At 59.2% G+C, this 22159-nt stretch carries 25 protein-coding genes, 1 pseudogene and 1 riboswitch; of the genes and pseudogenes, 11 read left to right on the forward strand and 15 right to left on the reverse strand.

What is annotated here, in order from left to right; genetic code table 11:
• Window positions 1–70 precede the first annotated feature (70 nt).
• From HF916_RS38350 to andAc, 4 genes are read right to left on the reverse strand one after another with little or no spacing between them, the layout of a single operon-like run.
• Window positions 71–1279: an NAD(P)/FAD-dependent oxidoreductase gene (locus tag HF916_RS38350; protein WP_168793948.1), complete on the reverse strand. Its 1209-nt coding sequence runs from the start codon at window positions 1277–1279 to the stop codon at window positions 71–73.
• Window positions 1280–1306: 27 nt separating this feature from the next.
• The gene (gene andAb / locus HF916_RS38355) at window positions 1307–1636 is read right to left on the reverse strand and encodes an anthranilate 1,2-dioxygenase ferredoxin subunit AndAb (protein WP_168793949.1); all 330 of its coding nucleotides are present in this window, start codon (window positions 1634–1636) and stop codon (window positions 1307–1309) included.
• A 12-nt stretch (window positions 1637–1648) separates the two neighbouring features.
• Complete coding sequence (andAd, locus tag HF916_RS38360; RefSeq protein WP_168793950.1) at window positions 1649–2125, reverse strand: anthranilate 1,2-dioxygenase small subunit AndAd; 477 nt, start codon at window positions 2123–2125, stop codon at window positions 1649–1651.
• A gap of 18 nt (window positions 2126–2143) precedes the next feature.
• Window positions 2144–3415, reverse strand: coding sequence for an anthranilate 1,2-dioxygenase large subunit AndAc (gene andAc, locus HF916_RS38365; RefSeq protein WP_168793951.1), 1272 nt, complete (start codon window positions 3413–3415; stop codon window positions 2144–2146).
• A gap of 203 nt (window positions 3416–3618) precedes the next feature.
• Here andAc and andR point away from each other — a divergent pair, with 203 nt between their 5' ends.
• Complete coding sequence (andR, locus tag HF916_RS38370) at window positions 3619–4578, forward strand: anthranilate 1,2-dioxygenase regulatory protein AndR (protein ID WP_168793952.1); 960 nt, start codon at window positions 3619–3621, stop codon at window positions 4576–4578.
• A gap of 274 nt (window positions 4579–4852) precedes the next feature.
• Here andR and HF916_RS51185 read toward each other — a convergent pair.
• A pseudogene (locus HF916_RS51185) lies at window positions 4853–5305 on the reverse strand (TonB-dependent receptor domain-containing protein); the annotation flags it as partial.
• 251 nt (window positions 5306–5556) lie between these two features.
• Window positions 5557–5739, forward strand: a riboswitch (yybP-ykoY riboswitch).
• Between the two features lie 9 nt (window positions 5740–5748).
• On the opposite strand from HF916_RS51185, the gene HF916_RS38380 reads away from it, so the two are divergent.
• The 3 genes from HF916_RS38380 (at window position 5749) to HF916_RS38390 (ending at window position 8021) form a co-directional block, all read left to right on the forward strand.
• The gene (locus HF916_RS38380) at window positions 5749–6339 is read left to right on the forward strand and encodes a TMEM165/GDT1 family protein (RefSeq protein ID WP_106307143.1); all 591 of its coding nucleotides are present in this window, start codon (window positions 5749–5751) and stop codon (window positions 6337–6339) included.
• Between the two features lie 955 nt (window positions 6340–7294).
• The gene (locus HF916_RS38385; RefSeq protein WP_168792182.1) at window positions 7295–7528 is read left to right on the forward strand and encodes a hypothetical protein; all 234 of its coding nucleotides are present in this window, start codon (window positions 7295–7297) and stop codon (window positions 7526–7528) included.
• Window positions 7529–7715: 187 nt separating this feature from the next.
• Window positions 7716–8021, forward strand: a complete 306-nt coding sequence (locus HF916_RS38390) for a hypothetical protein (protein WP_240975666.1) — start codon at window positions 7716–7718, stop codon at window positions 8019–8021.
• 244 nt (window positions 8022–8265) lie between these two features.
• On the opposite strand, the gene HF916_RS38395 is transcribed toward HF916_RS38390, so the two are convergent.
• From HF916_RS38395 to HF916_RS38405, 3 genes are all read right to left on the reverse strand, one after another.
• A complete protein-coding gene (locus HF916_RS38395; RefSeq protein WP_168795789.1) occupies window positions 8266–8778 on the reverse strand; it encodes a low affinity iron permease family protein in 513 nt (170 codons plus the stop codon).
• Between the two features lie 303 nt (window positions 8779–9081).
• Window positions 9082–9486 carry a GFA family protein gene (locus HF916_RS38400; RefSeq protein WP_168793953.1) on the reverse strand — a complete coding sequence of 135 codons (405 nt, stop codon included), beginning with the start codon at window positions 9484–9486 and terminating at the stop codon, window positions 9082–9084.
• A 266-nt stretch (window positions 9487–9752) separates the two neighbouring features.
• Entirely contained in the window at window positions 9753–10289 is a 537-nt protein-coding gene (locus HF916_RS38405) for a hemerythrin domain-containing protein (RefSeq protein WP_168793954.1), read from the reverse strand.
• Window positions 10290–10552: 263 nt separating this feature from the next.
• Here HF916_RS38405 and HF916_RS38410 point away from each other — a divergent pair, with 263 nt between their 5' ends.
• Entirely contained in the window at window positions 10553–10792 is a 240-nt protein-coding gene (locus tag HF916_RS38410; protein ID WP_240975667.1) for a hypothetical protein, read from the forward strand.
• Between the two features lie 143 nt (window positions 10793–10935).
• Here the strand turns inward: HF916_RS38410 and HF916_RS38415 are convergent, their stop codons facing one another.
• The 3 genes from HF916_RS38415 to HF916_RS38425 all read right to left on the reverse strand — a co-directional run bounded on the left by HF916_RS38415 (window position 10936) and on the right by HF916_RS38425 (window position 13292).
• Window positions 10936–11355 (reverse strand): DUF1810 domain-containing protein, encoded by a 420-nt coding sequence (locus HF916_RS38415; protein WP_168793955.1) that lies wholly within the window; start codon window positions 11353–11355, stop codon window positions 10936–10938.
• Window positions 11356–11378: 23 nt separating this feature from the next.
• Window positions 11379–12098: a Crp/Fnr family transcriptional regulator gene (locus tag HF916_RS38420; protein WP_168795790.1), complete on the reverse strand. Its 720-nt coding sequence runs from the start codon at window positions 12096–12098 to the stop codon at window positions 11379–11381.
• Between the two features lie 327 nt (window positions 12099–12425).
• Window positions 12426–13292: a sensor histidine kinase gene (locus HF916_RS38425; protein ID WP_168793956.1), complete on the reverse strand. Its 867-nt coding sequence runs from the start codon at window positions 13290–13292 to the stop codon at window positions 12426–12428.
• Window positions 13293–13734: 442 nt separating this feature from the next.
• Here HF916_RS38425 and HF916_RS38430 point away from each other — a divergent pair, with 442 nt between their 5' ends.
• The 6 genes from HF916_RS38430 to HF916_RS38455 all read left to right on the forward strand — a co-directional run bounded on the left by HF916_RS38430 (window position 13735) and on the right by HF916_RS38455 (window position 17659).
• Window positions 13735–14325: a BPSL1445 family SYLF domain-containing lipoprotein gene (locus HF916_RS38430; RefSeq protein ID WP_168793957.1), complete on the forward strand. Its 591-nt coding sequence runs from the start codon at window positions 13735–13737 to the stop codon at window positions 14323–14325.
• 59 nt (window positions 14326–14384) lie between these two features.
• Window positions 14385–15194, forward strand: a complete 810-nt coding sequence (locus HF916_RS38435) for a PRC-barrel domain-containing protein (protein WP_168793958.1) — start codon at window positions 14385–14387, stop codon at window positions 15192–15194.
• Between the two features lie 102 nt (window positions 15195–15296).
• On the forward strand, window positions 15297–15530 hold the full coding sequence (locus HF916_RS38440; RefSeq protein ID WP_168793959.1) for a hypothetical protein: 234 nt from the start codon (window positions 15297–15299) through the stop codon (window positions 15528–15530).
• Window positions 15531–15618: 88 nt separating this feature from the next.
• Window positions 15619–15834 carry a hypothetical protein gene (locus tag HF916_RS38445; RefSeq protein WP_168793960.1) on the forward strand — a complete coding sequence of 72 codons (216 nt, stop codon included), beginning with the start codon at window positions 15619–15621 and terminating at the stop codon, window positions 15832–15834.
• 31 nt (window positions 15835–15865) lie between these two features.
• Window positions 15866–16327, forward strand: coding sequence for a DUF1269 domain-containing protein (locus HF916_RS38450; RefSeq protein WP_240975668.1), 462 nt, complete (start codon window positions 15866–15868; stop codon window positions 16325–16327).
• A gap of 42 nt (window positions 16328–16369) precedes the next feature.
• Window positions 16370–17659: an NRAMP family divalent metal transporter gene (locus HF916_RS38455; protein WP_168793961.1), complete on the forward strand. Its 1290-nt coding sequence runs from the start codon at window positions 16370–16372 to the stop codon at window positions 17657–17659.
• 10 nt (window positions 17660–17669) lie between these two features.
• Here the strand turns inward: HF916_RS38455 and HF916_RS38460 are convergent, their stop codons facing one another.
• The 4 genes from HF916_RS38460 to HF916_RS38475 are packed head-to-tail and all read right to left on the reverse strand — an operon-like array spanning window position 17670 to window position 21988.
• A complete protein-coding gene (locus tag HF916_RS38460) occupies window positions 17670–17981 on the reverse strand; it encodes a chaperone modulator CbpM (protein WP_168793962.1) in 312 nt (103 codons plus the stop codon).
• Window positions 17978–19021: a DnaJ C-terminal domain-containing protein gene (locus HF916_RS38465; protein ID WP_168793963.1), complete on the reverse strand. Its 1044-nt coding sequence runs from the start codon at window positions 19019–19021 to the stop codon at window positions 17978–17980. Before HF916_RS38465 ends, HF916_RS38460 begins: the two co-directional genes overlap by 4 nt.
• A 33-nt stretch (window positions 19022–19054) precedes the next feature.
• Window positions 19055–20575: an amino acid permease gene (locus tag HF916_RS38470; RefSeq protein ID WP_168793964.1), complete on the reverse strand. Its 1521-nt coding sequence runs from the start codon at window positions 20573–20575 to the stop codon at window positions 19055–19057.
• A 27-nt stretch (window positions 20576–20602) separates the two neighbouring features.
• Window positions 20603–21988, reverse strand: coding sequence for a glutamate decarboxylase (locus HF916_RS38475; protein WP_168793965.1), 1386 nt, complete (start codon window positions 21986–21988; stop codon window positions 20603–20605).
• Window positions 21989–22159: the final 171 nt, after the last annotated feature.

Below are 22159 nucleotides of genomic sequence, written 5' to 3' on the forward strand. Positions count from 1 at the left end.
GACAATAAACGCGAAAAGAGGCTACTCTTGCATCCGGCAAGATCAGCCTCTCGAGAAACACCGCAGGCCGTTATCGCTTGAGCAGCGAGCGAAGCGAGACGGACGTATCGGCCAACTGATTCGCGTCTACCGGACCACCAGCGACCATTCTTACGAATATAGCCATGTCCTTGCCATTGTTGACCGTTACCGCAGCCCGTACGTTGCCGGCGTCATTGAGGCCGATCATGCTGAAAGTGCCATCGGCAATCGTCCCACGCAGGACCACCGTGTGAGCGCCTTCGAAAATGCCAAGCGATTGCACATTGCAGTCGTACTGATCCGACCAGAGCCACGGTGTTTCGTCATAGCGCTCGGTCGCACCGAGCATGTTGGCGGCCGCCACTGCCGGCTGCTTCTCCGCGACCTGCCAGGATTCGACACGCACGTGACGTCCGATCGACGTGACGAAGTGCTGTGTGACCTCGCCGGCAGCAAAAATGTCCGGGTCAGAAGTACGGCATTCGTCATTGACCACAATGCCATCTCTAACCTCAAGCCCTGCCTGCTCAGCCAGTTCCGTGTTGGGGACTACGCCAATTCCGGCCACGACTACGTCCGCAAACAGGTCACCTTCGCTGGTTGCAACGCGCACGGAACCGTCCAGCGCCTGTTGGATATCCGTGACCTGCGCTCCAAGGCGAAACTCCACGCCGCGACTTACGTGGAGCTGTCGCATGAACTCGCTGACTTCCGGCGGCATCGAACGCTTGAGCAACCGGTCAGCCGGCTCGACGAGCGTCACTGCACATCCTCGGCCGATGGCGGTTGCCGCGACCTCCAGTCCAACGAATCCGCCTCCCACGATCACGACTCGCGCCCCTTGTGCGAGCCGCATCCTCAGATTCCGGGCATCGTCGAGCGTGCGCAGGTAATGCACGGGGCCACCTTGCAATTTGCGGACGCGCGACCCAGTCGCCAGCAGAAGACGGTCGTAAGAGACCGCCGAACCATCGCTCAAGGTGAGCAGGCGGTCCGCACGATGGATCGCCGTGACTTTCAGTCCCAGGCGCACTTCAATACGCTGGCTCCGGTAGTAATCGACGTTTCGAATGAACGCATGCCGCTCCCGCTCTGCGTCGAGCAGCGCATCTTTCGAAAGCGACGGCCGGTCATACGGCAGATGGGTTTCGTCACCAATGATGCAGATGCGCGCGTCGGGCGCGCGCTCACGCAACACCTCCGCTGCCCTGCGGCCGGCTTGACCGCCACCGACAATAATAAGATTTTGACTCTGCATAGCACAGCTCCCGCAATTGACCGACCGTCACTCTGTTCCGGTACTGCCGACTTCCACCCGGTCGTTGATCACACGAATCGGATACGTGCGAACCGGTTCGGTAATCGGAGCGGAGCACGGTGCACCCGAGCGCAGGTCGATCAGCCCCTGGTGAAGCGGGCATTCGACGCAACCATTCTCGACGAACCCTTCGGACAGCCGCGCATGACCGTGAGAGCACAGGTCGTGCAGCGCAAACCATTCGCCCTCTGTGCGGAACACCGCGACGGGGTGCGCGCCGATTGCAACCTGTGCAGGCTCGTCCTCCGTGAAGTCACTTGTCGCGCCCACGTCAATCCACTGAATCATTTCCGACATTCGAAGCTCCGTTCAGATCGGCGTGGCGAGCAGCGTCCGTACTCGCGACGTGTCGTAGATCACCCGCTTTTCAGCGTAGCGCCAGCCATCGGACGTTCGAACCACGCGGTCAAGATAACGACCCGCCTGGTAGACGAACGACTCACCGTTTGTCAGCGTTTGAACGACGATGTAACTGCTCTCCGTGCGCACTTGATCCGCGGACTGTTCGAGGACCGTCAGGCCGGACGTCATGTGGCGATACGAGTGCTCTTCGAAGATGTTCGCGTTACGCAGCGACACGACCCGATCGCGCAACATGCGCTTGTTCGTGCAGTGAATGATGCCGATTGGCAAACCGGCGTCATCATTTTCGCGAGGAACGATCTCGTACAGGCAGTCTTCGACGAAAAAGTCGGGCCAGGCTTCGAGACGATCGTTGTCCAGTGCATTGACGTAGCGGCTTTGCAGCATATGAAGCTCAAGCCACAGTTGTGTTTCCTGTTCCATCTCTCGACACCCCTTCGTTCAATAACCCATGAGCTTCTGATAGCCGACCCAGAACTTTCGGATCAGGCTTTCCGTGATGACCGTGTCCTGCTGATCCGGATTTCCACGCGACATCTCGATGACCGAGGTCGCGTCGGCGTCCCGCACGGTACCTTGCTGCACGAGTTCGGTGGCCTCGGTGTCCTCCATCGAGATGTACCCTGCCGGCCCGACGAGGTTGGCCTGTTTGATGCGCAGCGCACGCATTTCGGGGGTGTCGTCCGTATAGCCGAAGAAGTGAAAAATCAGCTCGAAGCTGTCCGGCCCCTTCGCCAGCAATTGACGTGCGACCAGCGTGTTATGAATCTGCTGGATCACAAGCTGCGGGAAAATCGGCTGGATGTGATTGGTCGTGTCTTCTTCGAATTCGGAAACGAGCGCGAGAATCGAATCGTCTTCCAGCGCGAAGCCCTCGTCGAACGAGCGGATGTTCTGCTGCTTGTACGCGTCCGACGTGTCTTCTCCCGTCTTCGTCACGGTGATGATGCTGTGCAGGCCGTGATTCGCATCCGGAATCGAGCGCGCTTTCATGCCCACACGGAAGATATTGAAGGTGGTGTGAAAGAGGTGCAGCATGCTCGCATGGTACGGATCCTTCACGTTCTCCATGTAGAGCTTCCAGTTCGAGTTGGAGAACTGGCGTGTGCAACCGAGATACTCGATGGGCTTGTGGAAGATCCTGTCGATCCACGGGCGCATTTCATTGCCAAGGTATTCCGGCAACGGAACTACTTCGTCGCTGAACGTCGCAAATACGAGGCCGCGATAGACCTCAACGCGCAGTTGCTTCAGACTGTGCGCCTTCGGATCGAAGTCCGCGGGCATCCCGGACATGCCTTTCTGCCCGCGGCGAAACGGGACGCCGAGCAGATTGCCCGCGTTGTCGAAACTCCACTGGTGATAGACGCAGGTGTGCGACGTTGCGTTGCCGCGCGACTTTCGGCAAACCATCGCGCCGCGGTGCGCGCAGCGATTGACCCACGCAGCAACCACGCCGTCTTCCATGCGGGTAACAACCACCGGTGTGTCGCCGACGAACGTGCTCTTGAAGTCCCCGATATTCGGAATCTCGGCCTCGAGGGCCACAAAGTTCCATGTCGGACCGCGAAAAATCCGCGCCTGCTCCCGTTCGAAGACCGCTTGAGAGCTGAACACCTTGTACGGGACACGCGAGCCGTCAGTATGCGGAAATCTGACGAAATCATCGTCCAGTTCGCCGGCTGGCCGCAGTGGCATCTCAGTCGTTTGCATCATGCTCCTCCTTGTTTGGAATATCATCGTGGAGCAATGCTGAGGCCGCCGAAACGCAATCGCTATCCAATTCCGGTGGAATTCGGCCGCGCTATCCAGTTTCGGCAAGTTTCGTCGCGAGGGTTGGATCGTGTATCGCCGTGATTATTTTTCAGCCACACTTTCGCAGTTGAATCATTGCCACATCTACCCGCCGGTTAGTCATGCTCAAGTCTCCGTTTAGCGCGCTGGCCTTGCGCGAATTCAGACTCTTCGAATCCGCCGATCTCGATGAAACACGCGAGCGCATTTCCGGTGTGATGCAGCCCCACCAGCTCGTGCCCTCTGGCGCCAAGGCAGGCCGCTCACATATGGACTTTGTCAGGCTCGGCGGAGTCGGGATCGGCACGATTGCGTTTGGCACCGCGATGCGCGTCGACGTCGAGGCGGTTGACGGCTATCACCTGCTGATGTTTTGCGTCAGCGGTCAGGCGGAGGTTCGGACAAGGGGGCGAATTGTCTGCGCGGATCAGTCGAACGCGGTTCTGTGCGCGGCCGGCGAGCCATTCGACGCCGTCCTTTCGCCGGATTGCGAGCAGTTTATCGTGCGCATCGACACCGGTTTCCTCGGCACTCAAGCGTGGCCTGCGGGCCTGGGTCACGGCTCGCACCTTCATGTCGACAGTCCGGCGCTCGTAGGCTGGTTGCAACAACTCAATCTGATTGCCAATTCATCGGCTCTGCTCGATCTCGCCCGGAAAAATGAGGGCGTCGGCAGGCAGATGGGCCGCCTTCTGATCGAGTTGCTGACCCCTGGTCTCGTTGCAGTGGCACCCGAGCCGAATCGTCGGACGGCGTCACCAGGCTTCGTCAAGCGGGCCGAGGATTTCATGCAGGAACATTGCGGAGAAGTCTTGCGACTGCCGGATATAGCAATCGCGCTAGGGCTGGCCGAGCGGACACTCCGTGATGGCTTTCAACAGTTCCGGGGCATCAGTCCCACGCAGTATCTGCGGCAAATCCGCCTCGACAGGGCGTATCAGATTCTTCGGGAAGCGACCACCGGTGTTCATGTCTCGGACGTCGCCATGGATTGCGGCTTCTTTCACCTGGGGCGATTCTCGATCGAGTACAAGAAGCGATTCGGCGAATCCCCCTCAGAGACGCTGGCGCGGCGGATGTAAGGGTGACAGGCGACACACACTGCGTCGCCGTCCCGACATCCATCAATCCAGTTGATTGCCCCGCGACTTCATCCGGGCCACATTTCTCCAGGCTCAAAAATTGGCGTGGAGGTTCACACGCACTCAACGATTCACCGACATACGCTCCCGCAGCATTCGCGGCAATGAAGTAGCGCCGGTCTGTGAGATTGTGAATGTTGAGGTCGACGCTTTCCATATTGCTGATCGTGGTCAGCGCAGCCACGTTATCGCGCTCTACGTCGAATAGCGCTGTATTGAGGACATACCGGTCGTCGAGAAACGAGAACTTGATGCCCGCATCGTATTGCAACGCGGATTCGGGAGCACCGAATCCATTTTGCGTATTTTCGGAGTTTAAGTTGGCGAGATGGCTCTTCGACACACCGAGGTACGGCGACATCCACGGCAGTGCCTTGTACAGCACGCCAATATTCCAGCTTACCGGCGCATCGTCGCGTGAGTCGGTCACACCGGCGACGAGCGGTTGCCCCTCCGTATCGAACCGGCCAGACACCGTGATATTCGGCGTGAGCGACGTGTCCAACCAGTCCTTGCGCACGCCCGCGCGCACTTTCAGTTTGTCGGCCACGTCAATCTGATCGGTTGCATAAACGCTGTAGTAGTTTGCAACCAGGTGATCGTTATCACACGAATGCTTTGCGTCGCAAAGAAACACCAGCCCAGCGAGCGATGTCTCCGGCGGCACGGGAGCGAATGCGTCCGGGATGTTCGGCAAATCCGCCGTGCTGCACTCGATATTCCTGTTATTCAAGGTTGGGCCCGAGTTGGCGGAAACTGCTGCGGAAGTCCACTTCGTGCCGTTGCAACTTCTCGTCGGCTCTTGCCCGCTTCTGCCTGACAAATGCGAAAGGAAGCCATGACGGCTCCCTATGAACGGTATCCCCCACTTTCGGAAAGCTGACGATTTGCGTTACCCGGCCGAGACACTGTAGAATCGCTCCTCTCATTGGGGAGTAGCCGCCTCGACCGCAAAGCTCGAGGGTGCCCGTCAACATACTTGGTGGTCGACAGACCGCCATGGCGTGCACAGCACTATGCCTGGCAAGACCGATGACCCGCATTCCGACCTGACCGGGTCGCCGGAATGCGCGTCATCGCGTGCTTATTGCGCGGCCCGGCCCCCAACCTATGCAATCGTTCCTCGTTTCGACCAGCGTGGTCGGCCTAGCCGAAATTGGCGACAAGACCCAACTGTTGTCCTTGGTGCTGGCCGCCAGATATCGCAAGCCCATTCCGATCATTCTCGGCGTCTTTGTCGCAACGCTCATCAATCATGCTGCGTCCGGCGCATTGGGAGCATGGCTTGCCAGCGTTCTGAGTCCCACGATCCTGAACTGGGCAGTCGTCGCATCATTTGCCGTCATGGCCGTCTGGATTCTGATTCCCGACAAGCTCGACGGCGCCGAGGCGGTGTCGACCACGCATCCGATGGGGGTGTTCGGCACCACGGCTCTGACGTTCTTCCTCGCCGAAATGGGTGACAAGACGCAGGTTGTCACGATCGCTCTGGCCGCGCGATTTCACGAATTCTTCGGGGTGGTCGCCGGCACCACGCTCGGCATGATGCTGGCGAACGTGCCCGTCATCTACCTGGGACACAAGTTCGCCGACCGTCTGCCGACCAAGGCGGTCCACATTCTGGCCGCGGTTATCTTCGTTGTCCTAGGTGGCTTCGCCCTCAGGACGGCGCTATATCCGCACGAGCACCCGCTGTTCTAGTTCGAAGGGTTGGTTTCGTACGCTTGCGGCGCGCGTCGTGCGCGGTCGCCTGAGATGCCCTCGAAGATCATGGAGTCGGCCCCGACATCGGTTGCCTACGATGCTGGGCCGGTTACTTCAGCACGCCGGATAAACACCCTCTGATGGACGCTGAAGAGTCAAAGGTGCCCGCAATGCCTCGCGGGCACTGTTTCGATGAACACCTTCTTGCGAGAACGCGCGAAAGGATTACGTCGCAGAAGATTTCCGGCGTGCCGTTTTGCGTTTGAAAAAAACGGAGCCCTAACTTTCCGGTTTTAACCTTTGTAAAGGAAAGCGTGCTTGCAACGGGCGATAGGTATACAGTCAGTGTATGGGTCGCACTCAGTGCCCCTTGTTCTGGAATCATCATGCGATCACAAATTAAAGTTACACAACGTACGGCTGGCAACGTGAGTGAGTATGCTCTGTCGCGGCAGGCACAAGCACTCTCCCTCGAAACCGCGGATCGTGCACGGGCGGAAAAACGGCGCGTCAATGACGAACGCATTGATTCGAACGCAAGCAAGTGGCGCTATACAGCGCCGTTGGCAGAGAGTTGACGCCGAGGTCTCCGACCCTCATCCACTTGATGACCGGCAAGCCTCTGGCATTGCGGCACGCGGCCGTTCCGGATCCGCTCACTAACTGCAAGGCCTGAAGAGTCAATGGCGGCACTTGCCGCTCGCTGAACGAACGCGTTTCTGTATCGTCCTGTTCAAATCGTCTCTCGCCGCTCTCAATCGTTGCCGCGCTCGCCGCAACGCAATTATTCCAGACGTCGGTGCTGGTGGGACTTCGTGTACGAAATAGATCGTATGCGCTGACGCGCAAAGAAGACCCGTGCCCGAACTACGAATGCGCCCCATCGCCGACGCTATGGGACGGATGCCGGCATCCCGTCGGCGGAGCCGTTCTTTATCGGCAGGAGAGAATCATGAATGATGACCAGGTCAATACAGAGGAATTGGAAGAAGACAGAAGGCGAAGAGAAGCCGCGGAGAATGCGACGGATGATGGCATGCCAGTGGTCGCGGAAGAAAAGAAGCGCGACACGGAGTCGACTCGATCCTTAACGACCCAACGATGGATCAGGCATTCGGGCAATGCCCGCAGGAACTGGATATTCACTGGCCTGCGGCGGAACTCGATATTGATTCGCCACACATGAATGCCTCGTAGCGTCGTTACCCATTCCCAAGCGAGAAACGAAAACTTCGCGGTACGGCACCGTACAGACATGCTCCCGCATGCGAGATAGAGTAGAAAAATAATCGCAGGAAATCTTCACAACCCTTCTTTCCGAGGCTCCTGGTTACCTTCGCGGACTAGTTGGTCGGCGAAGCCAGGCGAACTGCGTGCAGGGCTCTGCCGATGAATGGCAGAGGGACTGCACGCCATATCGACCGGAGCGTCAGGTTTCCGGAGCTTCAATCTCGGTAAAAAGGATCAATATGTCGCATCATCAGCTTGAAAAAGATCTCACTCACCTCGAACACATACTCCCACAACTCGTCGCTAACAATGTTCTTGGACTTGTCTATTGGCGGCAGCGTATTGCGGCGCTCGAAACAGCGCAGACATTACTTCCCGGTAGTGCCCGGCGAGTGACGCGCCTGCTGTCCATGTTTGACCAGATAGACCGTGAGATCACACGCCTGTAAAGCAGCGTACGCAGTAGTTGATCAACAGGCGCTCTCCGGCTTTCAGGCCGTCATGATCGAATAGCCTTTGCCACGTAGCCACCGTGTCCGCCGTTGCGGGACAGCGCGCGAGCGTGCGCAATGCCTCTCGCAATCGCTTCAACCAGGCGAGCGACTCGTCCTCCATCCTGAGCTTCCGCGCATCAAAGCGGGCCATGAAACATCGGCGCAACGCTTCGCGCGACATTGTCCTCCGACGCTGATGTCAACTTTCGACGGGCTGCGCGACCGGTTCCTCGACCACGCCGCCCTTTCCGGGCGAGACTTGAGCATCAGACTGAGTAGACAAACGTAGGTAAGCTGCCGCCAGCCTTCGGAGTTCTTCCTCAGACGCGTCCTCGATGCCAATCAGTTTGTTGTTTGCGGCTCGATGCGAGGAAAGCAGTTCATTCAGCTTTAGATGCAACGCTACGCTGTCTTTGTTCTGGCTCTGCTGGATCAGAAAAACCATTAGAAAGGTGACGATGGTGGTGCCTGTGTTGATGACCAGTTGCCATCCGTCCGAGTAGTGGAAGATAGGCCCTGTGACGACCCAGGCGACGATCGTCAGCACGGCAAGGCAGAATGCAGCGGGTGAACCGGCCCATCGTGTGACGAGGCTTGCAAACCGGTCGAATAGGCGCGTTAGCGGGTGACAGCCGGCGTAAGCAGGGCTCGATGTGTCCGGAACGGTGTCGAGTTCGTCAGTGGGCGAAGGCGCGACAGGTTGGGTAGGCATGACCGGCTCCAGAAGGTTGGGCGTCTCTTCCTCTGCAAACTTCATGCCGCTGTCGGTTGAAATCATTCTGCAAGGATAGAACCGGCCGCCGGCGTTAATCGGTCGTTCTCACCTGCATCCGTGTGGATCGCCCTTCGGCAACCGATACCGGCGTTGTACTTCTTACCTGGCGAGAGCGACTCCCAGATGGTCATTGCGGCGGGATTACCTGACGGCTGGTCAAAGCGAGCAGACCACGTTCGGCACGGGTCGGCGACCGTAGCGTCCACGCCGTAAACTACGACCGCTGGTATCGAGCAAGCCTTATGGTCTGTCTTCGTTATATTCGGCGCGCACCCCGGCGGGCAGCCATGGCTCTTTGTGGCAACACCAAAGCTCGTAGCTCGGCTCATACAGGCCCACACGATCAAAGGCTCCAAGCGGAAGATCCAGTTCGTCGCTGTCGTTGTATTCCATGAACGCGACCGACCCGCATGTCGGGCAAAAATGTCTTTGCGCCCCGGGCGAACTCTGCCACGCCTGCGTAGCGCCGGACAGCTCCACGGCGCGACGCTCGAACATGGCATAACCGCCAAACACGTTGCCATGTATCCGCCGACATGTCATACAGTGACATATCGACACTCGCCGCGGTCGCATGCTGACGCGAAATCGCACTGCTCCGCACGCACATCCGCCGGTTTCTTCGACTGATTCATTCGTCGTCATCACCACGCCCTCCTTCGCGAACGCCGAGGACTGCGCGCCATCCCTCACTTGTCGCTCTTCTTCGGAATCTTCGTGCGCGACTTGCACGCCTGATTCAATGCAATCGCTACAGCCTGTTTGTACAAGCGCATCTGTTGCGACAATGGCAAGCCGTATGCGGCCGTCAATTAGGCTGGCAGTCACTTGGTCGAGCGGTTCCTTCCTCAAGACTCTTTGGTCGACTCTCTGGCGTTCGCGACCTAAGATCTAACATCGCTTTGCCGGACTTAAAGCACCGCAGTCTTGTCGCCCACCGATCTGCTGCCCACCGCATCGAGCTTGCCCTGCAGTTCCGCCTTGCGTTTCGCCATTTTCTCGCCCAGCGTGCGCAGATTGCACTTCGACTTGCGCAGTTCCGGAAAGAGCTCCTGCTCTTCTTCCTCCACATGATGACCCACCATCTCGCTCATTACCTTGAAGGTAGCGTCGAAGCCCTTGTCGCCCGCTTTCATCGTTTCAAACTTCGCGATCAGGGTCTTGACGAGGAAGTGCTCGACGTACGCTTCTTCGACGTCGATCTTGTCGCTGTCAGGCAGAACGTCCTGCGCCGCCGGATAAAGCAGTTCCTCTTCAAGCATCGCGTGAATGGATAGCTCCTCGCAGGCACGCTGCGCGAGTGCCGACTTCGCTTCAAGATCATCGTCCGCGGCTTTCTTGAACGCCGTGAACAATTTTTCGACTGCGCGATGCTCCGCCTCGAGAAAGGCTAGTGCATCGTGTGCGCCGGATTCAGTCGCCTTGTTGTCCTGCTTCGTCGCTTCCATGTTGCTCTCCTCGGCCATACGGTTGAACGCTTAATCGAGCAAACGGTATGCCCAGTCACCGCGAGGTCTGCGGAAGTGATCGGCCGGACGTGTTCGTTAGCGCGACTGCGCGAATGTACAACTGGGGTTTCAATTCGCATTCAGTCTGCGAAGCGATTTCCGCCGGCGGCTGCCGTCTCGCGCACACGATTTGCCGATTTAGGTTCGACAGCATCAGTTCCGCGCTCGAATTGCACCGGCGCACCGATCGCAGCCTGATAGGTATGCCCGTTGCGGTCTTCATCAGGGATGAACTGGACAACCGTTATTCGATCGGGCCTGACATGAAAAATCCGTGGATGAAAAAGAATCCCTTCCTCAGCATGTGGTTGAGCGGAGCCAATGCAGTGGCGGGCTCAGCGCGCGGTCACGCGACGGCGGCGGCGAAGCGCGGGACCACCGCTTTCTGGACCGCTGCACTCGCACCGCCGAAACCCAAAAAGAAAAGACGAACGCGTCGCTGACTCGAACTGCATGTGGCATGTCGAGCCTGAAAGGGTGCACCATGTTCGAGGCGTCTCCGGCATGGCAACACGCACAGCCGTATGAGCGGTAGGTTGAATCAATGCGGGACGTGGCAAGCCTGCGCCGGCCCGGCAACCGCCTGCTAGAAGCGCTCCGACGTTAGGGGATCGGCCTGCCCGTGGAAATACTTCCTGAGCGCCTCCGCAAAGGGTGCTTTGTCGATCGCCGCACGTTCGAATAGCGTCATCGACGAGTGAAACTTCAGATAATCCGGATACCCGAAAATTTCTTCTATTGAACGATCTTCGACAACGTTGACGTATTGCGTCGATTGCCTCAGCCGTTCACCCAGTACCGGATGGCGCAGGTAAGCATCAGCCTCGGCCAACGACGAAATCGCGAACCGCTGCGCCGTTGCACTCGTTCCAAGCCCCTGGATCTGCGGAAACACGAACCACATCCAATGGCTTCGCTTGCGCCCGTTGCGCAGTTCGTCACAGGCCTGTTCGTACAGCGGATCCTGCGCGTCGATAAAGCGCTGAAGGTTGAAAGGATCGTCCAATTCACTCTCCGTTTACGCCGTTTCTATAGCGCTTTCAAAGCGGGCAGCAACCGGTCGAATTCGCGCCTCACTACGCTATAACATTCGCACACACGGTTTTCGAGTCCCGGCCTGTCCAATACCTCGATGTGGCCATGGCTGTATCGAATCAAACCGGCATCCTGCAATTTCAGTGCGGCTTCGGTTACTCCGGAACGGCGCACGCCGAGCATATTGGCGATCAGTTCCTGCGTCATCTTCAGTTCGTTCGACGAGAGACGGTCGATGCTAAGCAGCAGCCACCTGCATAACTGCTGGTCGATCGAATGGTGACGATTACATACAGCGGTCTGCGCCATCTGCGTGATCAACGCCTGGGTATAGCGCAGCAAAAGGCGCTGGACAGGCCCTGCACGATGAAATTCCTCTTTCAGGATCAGAGCGTCCAGGCGATACGCGTTGCCCGCGCTCTGTACGACCGCGCGGCTCGGCGTGGTTTCACCACCCATGAAAAGTGCGATGCCGATGAGCCCTTCGTTGCCGACGATCGCGATTTCGGCGGACGCACCGTCTTCCATCACATACAGCAGCGAGACGATGCAGGTGGTTGGGAAGTAAACGTAATTGAGGCGATCGCCGGATTCGTAGACGACGTTGCCGAGCGGCATATCCACAAGTGACAGATGCGGGGACAGACGCTCCCACTCCAGGTCAGGCAACACTGCCAGCAGATGATTTTCGTTTTGACGCCGATCTTGAGACATTTCACACACTCCGCAGCTCGCCCGGAACCGCGCCGCTTTCGCCGACGATTTCCTGACGGGTGAATATGGATAGAAGGAGGAATGCTCCAACACCATTGCGGCTTGTGCCGCAGCGCGTCACGATGCGGTAATCTTCGCGTTACCCGAGATTTGGCCGATACGCAAAAAGATTATAAGTCGCGTCGCAATTACGCGCCGATCCGCATCCTGGTACGAGTGCGCGGTGCCACACGCACGTGCAGGCGGATTGCACGACCATCGAGAACCATTGCCATGCTGGGCCTTCCCGATCTAACCCATCGGCTGAACGGCAATCGCTGGTTCCACTTATACGTTGTCAAAAAATGCGTCGCCGGACGTGACAATCGGCACCCTGAAGGTGAACTCGCTGCCCTCCCCGGGACCTGCGCTGGTTGCCGACACCGTGCCACCGTGAGATTGAGCAATGGCTCTCACGACCGCGAGGCCAATGCCGAGGCCGCCCGCACTGGCGGCGATCGTTCTGCTCGATTGTGCAAATAGCTCGAAAATATGCGGCAGCAGGACCGCCGAAATCCCCGAACCATCGTCATTGATTTTAATGACAAGATCGTTTCCTTCTGCAAGCACGGTCATGCTTATATTGCCGTGCATCGGCGTGTATTTCACCGCGTTATGCAACAGGTTGCTGACCGCCTGCGTCAAGCGGACGGGATCGCCTTCAACGCGCAAAGGCGCGTCGGGAATCGATACGGTGAAAACCTGTTTTTTCTCGGCGGCGGCTGCTGCCGTGATCTCGCAGATGTCGGCCAACAAGGCCCCGATCTCGATGTCGGCTTTGCTGAGACGGAGTGCGTCACGATCGACACGGGTCGCGTCCATCAAATCTTGCGCCAACCTTGCAATCCCGTTCACCTGCCGGTCGATCATATCGATCAGGCGGAGTATCTCCGGGCGTTCAGCCGACGCGTGGCGGATCAACTGGCTGGCGAGCCGCAACGGCGCCAACGGGCCGCGCAACTCATGCGCCACCATCGCCAGGACTTGGTTGCTGACTGGCGGTGCCGCGCCGTCGAGGGCCGTCGTGCAAGCGTCCTTCACGGAGTTATCCGCGGCCGCCCGGATGCCACGCGTCATCATTGCATCCGTCACGACGAAGTAGTTCAAGGCAGAGCCGTCCGAAAAAGACTCGGTGGACGCCAGATGTGCTGACATTTCGATCCCCATTTCGCGCCTGGGTAGGCGACGAAGAGCGACGAGAGGCGCGTATCGGGCTGGTGGTCAACGGCAGGGGGCTGCCTGCAGAGCACCAGAAGCGCGCGGTTCGCCAATGCCTGCCTCGCTGGCACGATCGGGAAATCGCGCAACGAAACAGGTTGAACCAACAGATTCGCCGATGCAGCCCGGTAAGTCTGTACGGTGGCGTTCGGACCGGAAAAAACGACCGGATTACACGGAACTTCGATGAGGTTCTAGCGGACGTCTGATGATTGCCGCAACCCGCGGCGCACCACTGGCCGCCGGCATCGGGAGAATCTCGCGAGATCGGCGCGGATTGTGCGTTTGAACATAGACAGGTGTCTGTACGTTGTCGTACCGCTTTCTTCCGCGCGTGCGCGTAGCGTGTCTTTTATCGTCGACCAGCGGGGAGAAAATCATGCTTAGACGAACCTTTATATGGAGTACGCCCGGATCGCTTCTGGCACTCGGCGCGGCGCTCTCAGGTTGCACCACCACCTCGTCTTCCGACGCGAGCCGCAGTGAGCAAATGGACAAGCGACGCACTATCGATGCAGGCGTCGACTCGACGCTGGCGCGCCTCTATGGCATGGCGAACGGCTCGCGTGAACTGGTCGGCAAGGCACGCGGGGTACTGACGTTTCCGTCGGTCATCGACGCCGGCTTCGTGGTCGGCGGCCAGTATGGCGAAGGTTCGTTGCGCGTCGGCGGACACACCATCGGCTACTACAGCACGGCGACCGGTTCGATCGGCTGGCAGATCGGCGCGCAGTCGCGCGCGATCGTGTTCCTGTTCATGACCGACGAGTCGCTGACCCGCTTCCGTAGCAGGGACGGATGGTCGGCTGGCGGCGATGCTTCCGTGGCCGTGCTGAAGGTCGGCGCAAACGGCAATCTCGACACCAGCACCGCCACCGGACAGGTCGAAGCTTTCGTGCTGACCAATACTGGCCTGATGGCGGGTGCGTCGCTGCAAGGCACCAAAGTGACGCGGCTCGCGTCGCTTTGACATTCGGACCGGGGGACGCGGCGCCATGCCCGCCCTCGCCGACACAGCAGGGGGAAACCATGTTACGAAGCGTACGAGACTTGCACGGCAGCACCGTCAGCGCAGTGGACGGCGACATCGGCTCAGTCAGTCAGGCCTATTTCGACGACGAATCATGGGGTGTGCGGTATCTGGTGGTCGAAACAGGCAATTGGCTCAATGAACGGCAAGTGCTGGTTTCGCCGTATTCCGTCAAACACACCGACCCCGGATCGGATATCGTGCACGTCGGCCTTTCCCGCCAGCAAGTGAGGGACAGCCCAATGCTGGACACCCACAAACCGGTATCGCGGCAGCACGAGATCGAGTATCTGCGCTACTACAGCTATCCGACGTATTGGGACGGCCCCAACCTGTGGGGCATGGGCGCCTATCCTGCTTATGATCCGACAGGCGTGGCCCCGGACGCCCTGGTCGATAAGCCGTCAAGGCCAACCTTGCACACGAACAACCCGCCACCCGACGTTCATCTGCGCAGCACCGACGAGGTCAAGGGCTATCACCTCAAAACAGCCGACGGCAGCGTCGGTCACGTATCGGATTTCATTTACGATGATACCGACTGGGCGATTCGTTACCTGGTCGTGGAGACGCGGAACTGGTGGCCCGGCGGCAAGGCCGTGCTTATCGCGATTCACTGGATAGACGAAGTCGACTGGTTCGAGTCGACCGTATCGACGGCATTGACGCGCGACGTCATCAAGAATAGCCCCGCTTACGACGACTCCATGCCGATCGACCGGCATTACGAAGTTGAGTTGCACCAGTTTTACGACAAACACGGATACTGGCTCGATGCCGGCGCCGGCGAGCGGGTTGCATCGGAATGAGGCGCCGCGCGGATCACCGTTTTCGCCTGGTCCGGGCAGTCCTGGACCGATCGAAAACGGGAGTATTCAAAGGCATAAAGGCATAAAAGGCAGGAGCAGGTCATGAGGCAAAACATCCAGAAGTTGTATCAAGCCCGTATTCATACATTCACCCCTGAATGCATGGAACTGCAGGACGGCACCTTCAATTTTCATCTCCGGCATGCTGTGGAAGGTTGTCTTCCATCGGCCGACCAGCACTATGACGTTGGCGTTTTTAAAACGAGTGCGGAAGGCTATGCGGCTGCACTTGCATACGGCGACAAATACATTGCCGAACATAAGTTCGGAATATAGCAACGCCGACGGTTATCGGCGAACCACGAGCTTTACCCGGCAGCGACGACGGCCACTGTGGCCGTCGTTCAATCAGACAGGCGGCACCATGACAGACAGAATCATCTCAGGCAGGACACACGACGTTTACATGACGGTCAAGGATCATGTTGCCGATGGCTGGGTCGCGAGCGTGTGTATTGTTCGGAAAGGCGCGTCAAAGGGCAAGGAACTCATCAAACTCGACACTTTCTTCGAGCATGAAGATGCCGCGTGGGAATCAGTTGAGACCCTCGCGCGTGCCGAGCTCAACAATCTGAAATAGCACGGGGCCGTACTTAGATGGTGGCTTCGATATGAAGAATTTCAGTGTGGTCGGGAAGGGCTATCACACCGAAGAAAAGATCGTCGGTCTCTACACGATCGGCGATCGCATGAAAATGTGGGGCAAGTACGGCGCGTTCTGGGGAGGCCTGTGGGGCTTGCTGATGGGCGGCGTGTTTCTGACGATTCCGGTGCTCGGCCCGGTTGTGGTGCTGGGCCATCTCGCCGTTGTCATCGTGTCGGCGGTCGAAGGGGCAGTAGTTATCGGCACCCTCAGTGCTTTGGGCGCAACGCTCGTCAATGCGGGGCTTCCGAAGGAAAGCTGGGTCCACTACGAGGCCGCCATCAAAGCCGATGGATTCATTGTGATGGCCCACGGTACGCCCGACGAAATGGCTCGAGCAAAGGCCGTTCTCGCGATCCACCAGCCGACGCGTCTCGATTCGCACGAAGGCGTCACGCCTACCGAGCCTGCCACACCCGAAACTACCTGAGGTGCCGGTACGGCCTCGCCAGCCATCAGGAGTACTCCGTTCATGGATACGCCCACCCACGAACCAGTCAAGCAGCCGACCCGCCCAAAACTTCTGCAGGTGATGGGCCCCGGCCTCATCACCGGCGCATCGGACGACGATCCGAGCGGTATCGCGACGTATTCGCAGGTCGGCGCGCAATTCGGCTATGGCCTCGCGTGGACACTCCTGCTCAGCTATCCGTTGATGGCCGCGATCCAGGAGATCAGCGCGCGCATTGGGCGGGTCACCGGCAGCGGCATCGCCGGCAATCTGCGTGAGTACTATCCGCGCTGGTTATCGACCAGCGTAGTCGGGTTGCTGCTCGTCGCAAATATCATCAACCTGGGTGCGGACCTCGGCGCAATGGGCGCTGCGCTCAAGCTGCTGATCTCAGGCCCCGCACTACTCTATGTGAGCGGATTCGGGCTGCTGTCGGTGGTGCTGGAAGTGTTCACGCGCTATGCACGCTATGTGTCGGTTCTGAAATGGCTGTGCCTGTCATTGTTCAGCTACGTAATCTGCGCCTTTGTCGTCAAGGTTCCGTGGGACCAGGTGGGCTGGGCAGTCTTATTGCCGCCGCTATCCATCCAGCCGGATTACCTCGTCGCCATCGTCGCGGTCATGGGCACGACAATCAGCCCCTATCTGTTTTTCTGGCAGGCAGAGCAGGAAGTTGAAGACGAAAAGGAACGACCCGGCGCGCATCCGTTAACCCACGCGCCATGGGAAGCGTCCGCGGAGTTCGCGCGGATTCGCATCGACACCTACCTCGGCATGGCGCTCTCAAATGTGATCGCGTTCTTCATCGTGGTGACGACGGCGACGACTTTGCATGCGCACGGGCTCATTGATATTCAGACTTCGGCTCAGGCCGCGGAAGCGCTGCGTGCCATAGCAGGACCATTCACGTTCGTTGTGTTCGCCGCCGGCATTATCGGCACCGGCTTGTTGACACTGCCTGTGCTGGCCGGATCAGGTGCCTATGCGGTGGGCGAATTGTTCGCATGGCGAGTGGGCCTTGCGCGCCTGCCGTCGCAGGCGAAGGCGTTCTATGGCGTGATCGCCGTGGCGACGGCAATCGGTGCCGGCCTGAACTTCACATCAATCGATCCGGTCAAGGCGCTCTACTGGAGCGCAGTCCTCAATGGTATCGTCGCGGTGCCCGTGATGATCGTCATGATGCATCTCTCGATGCGCACTCGCATCATGTCCGGTTTTACGCTGCCGCCCGCACTACGTATCCTCGGCTGGATTGCGACCGGCGTGATGGCCGCAACGGTCGTGGCAATGGGTGTCACCTGGCTTGCGTGAGGGAACTGCCCTATCGCCTCGGATACTGCGCTCGCAAGGCTGCGATTTCATCGAGCAGATCGAGTGCGAGCGCGATGCCCGCAGCGTTGATCTCGAGATCCTGCGCGAGATGGCGAGCCTTGCGGGCGCGGCGCAATGAGACCCCGTCAAAGTGCGGGCCATCTTCCTCGCTGACGAATTTAGGCTCAATCGCGCCTTGCTCTATCCATTCAACGAGCTGAACTTCAGAAGCGCCGGACACTCGGCACAATTCGAGTAGCGTGAACTCCACCTGCTCCTCGACGATCAGGCATTCGAGCCAGGCACTGCGCGATTTGTTCACGATGTTTCACCTGAAAAATGCGCGCGCGGGTCGAAGTCGCATGCCTGTCGTAGAGTCTCGTAAGCCGCGCGGGCCTGCTCGCTGTCAGCCGGCGGCAGAACGATGTTCAATTGCGCATAGAGGTCGCCCGCTGTACCGGTCGGACCGCTCGCTGGGATTCCCTTGCCTTTCAGGCGCAAGCGTCGGCCTCCGCTGGAATCTTTGGGTATGGCTATTTCGACGGCGCCGTCGGGCGTCGGCACGGTAACGCGCGCGCCAAGTGCCGCCTCCCAAGGTGCGACCGGTACGACGATCGTCACATCGCGGCCATCGACGCTGAAAAGTCCATGCTGGCGCAACGCGATTTCCAGGTACAGATCTCCAGCGCGCCCTTCTCCGAAGCCCACCCCCCCTTGGCCGGCAAGCCGCAAGTGCTGCCCACCGTGCACGCCCTTCGGAATGGAGACATCAAGCGTCCGCGACTTCAGCATGGCACGGCCGCTTGCATCGAGTACTGGCGTCTCCAGCGAAATCGTGCGCCGTGCCCCACGATAGGTATCCTTCAGATCGATCACCACTTTGGCATGGTGGTCCTGGCCCGGAGCGGAGTACGGCACACCACCATAGCCATCCTCCATCTCTTGCGCAGTTGCGCCGTCATGAGCGGCGCCGGCAGTGCGCCGGGCGCGTTTTGTCGAGGCTCGGCCACCACCGGCATGTTCACCGCGAAAAAGTGTCTCGAAGAGTTCGCTGAAGCGTGCATCCTCGGCTCCGCTGTCGCCCGCGCCGCTGAATTCGAAGCCTTCGTCCCACTGCGGCGGCGGCTGGAACTCCTGACCATTGCGCCACTGGTCGCCCATCCGGTCGTAGGCCGCACGCTTTTCCGTGTCTTTGAGCACGCCATACGCTTCGCCAACCTCCTTGAAGCGGGGCTCCGCGTCGTCGAGTTTGCTCAGGTCCGGGTGATATTTGCGAGCGAGCTTGCGATACGTACGCCTGATATCGTCCTGCGTCGCGTTGCGCGGCAATCCCAGCACTTCGTAATAGTCTTTGTATTTCATATCGAAGACCTATGGGAGCGGCCGAGCGCGCAGCTATTTCAGCGGTGTCACGGCGGGACGAACGAGCGGCGCGCCATGAACGGTCGCCCAGTCGCTGCGGCGCACGTGGTGGATAATCAACGGGATGCCCGCAAACACAACGATGCCGAGGACGACCAGCCCCGTGTAAAGCCACGGCGAACCGACCGGCAACTGGTCCGGCGGAAAGAACGACACGAGGAAACTGAAGAGCACTCCAGCAAAGCCGATGCCGGCCGTCAGCCACATGCCGGCTAACCCCCCGGGCACCGTGAAGGGGCGTGGCAAAGCAGGTGCAGAATAGCGCAGCTTGATCGCCGCCGCGTACATTAACATGTAAGCGATCAGGTAAAGCGCGATCGTCATCGCGGAGATCAGGAAGAACGCGACCGATACATCCTGGATCACGAAGTAGAAGCACGAAATGACGGTCACGATCAGACCTTGCACCAGCAGAATATGGGTGGGCATACCCTTGCGATTCTTCGCCTGAAGGATCGGCGGTAACTCGCCCTCATGTGCGGTCTCGAGCAAGCCGCGCGATGGACTGCCGAGCCAGGCCAGCACACCACTGATTGCACCGACGCCGACAAGCAACGACAACGCCGCCACAGCCCAGCCCATGTGCCAGATGTCCGTAAGCACGGCACCAAACGCGTCGAACACGCCGGATTGCAGCGAGATCTTCTCGTACGGCAAGATTGCCGCGATCGGCAATGCGCCAAGTGCGAAGATCAGCACCGAAATCATCGCACCCAGTCCGATGGCCGCCGGATAACCGCGACTCGGGCTGCGCATGTCGATCACATGAACCGCTTGCACCTCAACACCGGCAAACAGCAACACGATGCCGGCAAGAAACGAGATCGTGCCGAAGCCGTGAATCGCGGGCCAGAAACGGGCATGGCCATCCTGGGACAGTGCGGCATCGTTAAGGTGTTGCCAGCCGAGCGGGTGGCCACTGCTGATCCAGTAGCCGAGCAGCGCGAGCAGCACAATGCCCGGCACGATGGTGCCGATCACGAAGGTCCAGTTGGCGATCCTCGCGAAAACTTCAACGCCTTGCAGCACGACCCACGTGGAAAGCCAGTACGCGACGATGCAGAAGATCCCGACATAGACACCGTTCTTCGCCAGATCCGGCCGGCCGATCGTATACGCGAGCGCCGCCGCACCAAAGGTCAGCGCCACGGGATACCAGACGACGTTCTGAATCCACTGCAGCCAGATCGCGAGAAAACCCCAACGTGTGCCGAATGCTTCGGCGACCCACGTATAGATACCCCCGCGCCGGTCGGCAAAAGCGCCGCCCAGCTCAGCCGAAATCAGCGACGCGGGGATCAGATAGAAAACCACGGTAAACGCGAGATAGACGAACATCGTCATCTCTTCCTTCGCCAGCAAAGGAAGTCCACGCAGACTCGTGACCACGGCTGCGGCCGTCATCAAGCCGATCGACGTGACACTCAGATATTTACCGCGTTTTGCCGTATTGGTGGCTGGCAACGCGGTCGCGGCGGTAACGGTGTTATCCATTTCGTGCGCTCCTGTGAAGAGGCGACATCAATCGTGATGGAAGGTAGGGCCGGCAGTCGAATGCGGCACCGGGTTCTTCGTCAGATGAGCGACGGCGTGTCTGATGTCCTCGAGCAGCATCGCCGCCATGTCGCGGGTCACGCCGCGCCGGATCAACACGCGTTGCACGATGGTCTCCTCGCGTCTGGCTGGCAGCTTGTACGATGCGATCTGCCAGCCGCGCATGCGTACCTGATCGGACAGATCGAATAGCGTGAAGCCCGCTGTTTCTGGATGCTTCAGCTTGTAGCAGACAGCCGGCAACGCGCCACGCCCGTCATAAATCATCTCCAGCGCGTCGATCTTCGCAAGACCGTCGGCCAGCGCTTGCGCGGTGTTGGCGCACTCCTGCTGGATATGTCGATAGCCTTCACGGCCCAGGCGCAGCAGCATGTAGTACTGCGCGATGATCTGTCCGGCCGGCCGGGAGAAATTCAGCGCAAACGTCGGCATGTCGCCACCCAGATAATCGACCCGGAAGATCAGTTCGTCAGGCAAATCCTGGGTGCTGCGCCAGACTACCCAGCCGACCCCGAGTGGCGCGAGCCCGTATTTATGACCCGACGCATTGATCGATTTGACGCGCGACACGCTGAAGTCCCATTCGAGGTCCGGTTGAATGAACGGGGCGACGAAGCCACCGCTGGCCGCATCGACGTGAATCGGAATATCGAGTCCGAGATTGGCTTGCAAGGCGTCGAGTGCGCCTGCCAGCGCCTTCACCGGTTCATAGACGCAGGTGAAGGTGATGCCGAGTGTGGCGACGACGCCGATCGTGTTCTCGTCGCAATACTCGGCCAGATCTTCCGGCCGCAGTCCGGTCGCGTCGCCGCTGAGCGGCACCTGGCGCATCTCGACGTCGAAGTACCGGGCGAATTTCGCCCAGCACACTTGCACGGGTCCGCACACGAAGTTCGGCTTGTCAGTCGGCTTGCCTTGCGCCTCCCTGCGCTTTTTCCACTGCCACTTGAGCGCAAGACCACCGAGCATGCAGGCCTCGCTCGAACCCGTCGTCGAGCAACCGGTGGTCTTCCACGACTTCGCGGCGTGCCACAGATCAGCGAGCATATGGACGCAACGCATTTCGATTTCGGCGGTTTGTGGATATTCGTCCTTGTCGATCATATTCTTGTCGATCGACAGATCCATCAGACGGCGAACTTCGTCGTCGGCATAAGTGGTACAAAACGTCGCGACGTTCTGCCGTGAGTTGCCGTCCATGAACAATTCGTCGCGCACCAGATCGAATACGGCGCGACGGTCTGACGATGCCTCCGGAATCCGGTACTTCGGCAGCGAAGAACCGGAGATCGTCGCGGCGTATTCGTCGGCGACGGCATCAGGCGTGGGTGGCGGGGACTTGAGAAAGGTCATGGGGTGACACTCCTGACTTTAATTGAGCGCAGCAGGTGCGCGAAGGAGCACCTGAGCGAATGCAATGGCGACGTCGGGTAGACGGCAAAGGCTCCCACACCCACGGTGCGCGCAGGACCGCTCGAAGTCGGTACGGTGCCGTACCGCACTGCGGCATCCCACGCGATCTGT

It is taken from the genome of Paraburkholderia aromaticivorans, assembly GCF_012689525.1.
Taxonomy (GTDB): domain Bacteria; phylum Pseudomonadota; class Gammaproteobacteria; order Burkholderiales; family Burkholderiaceae; genus Paraburkholderia; species Paraburkholderia aromaticivorans_A.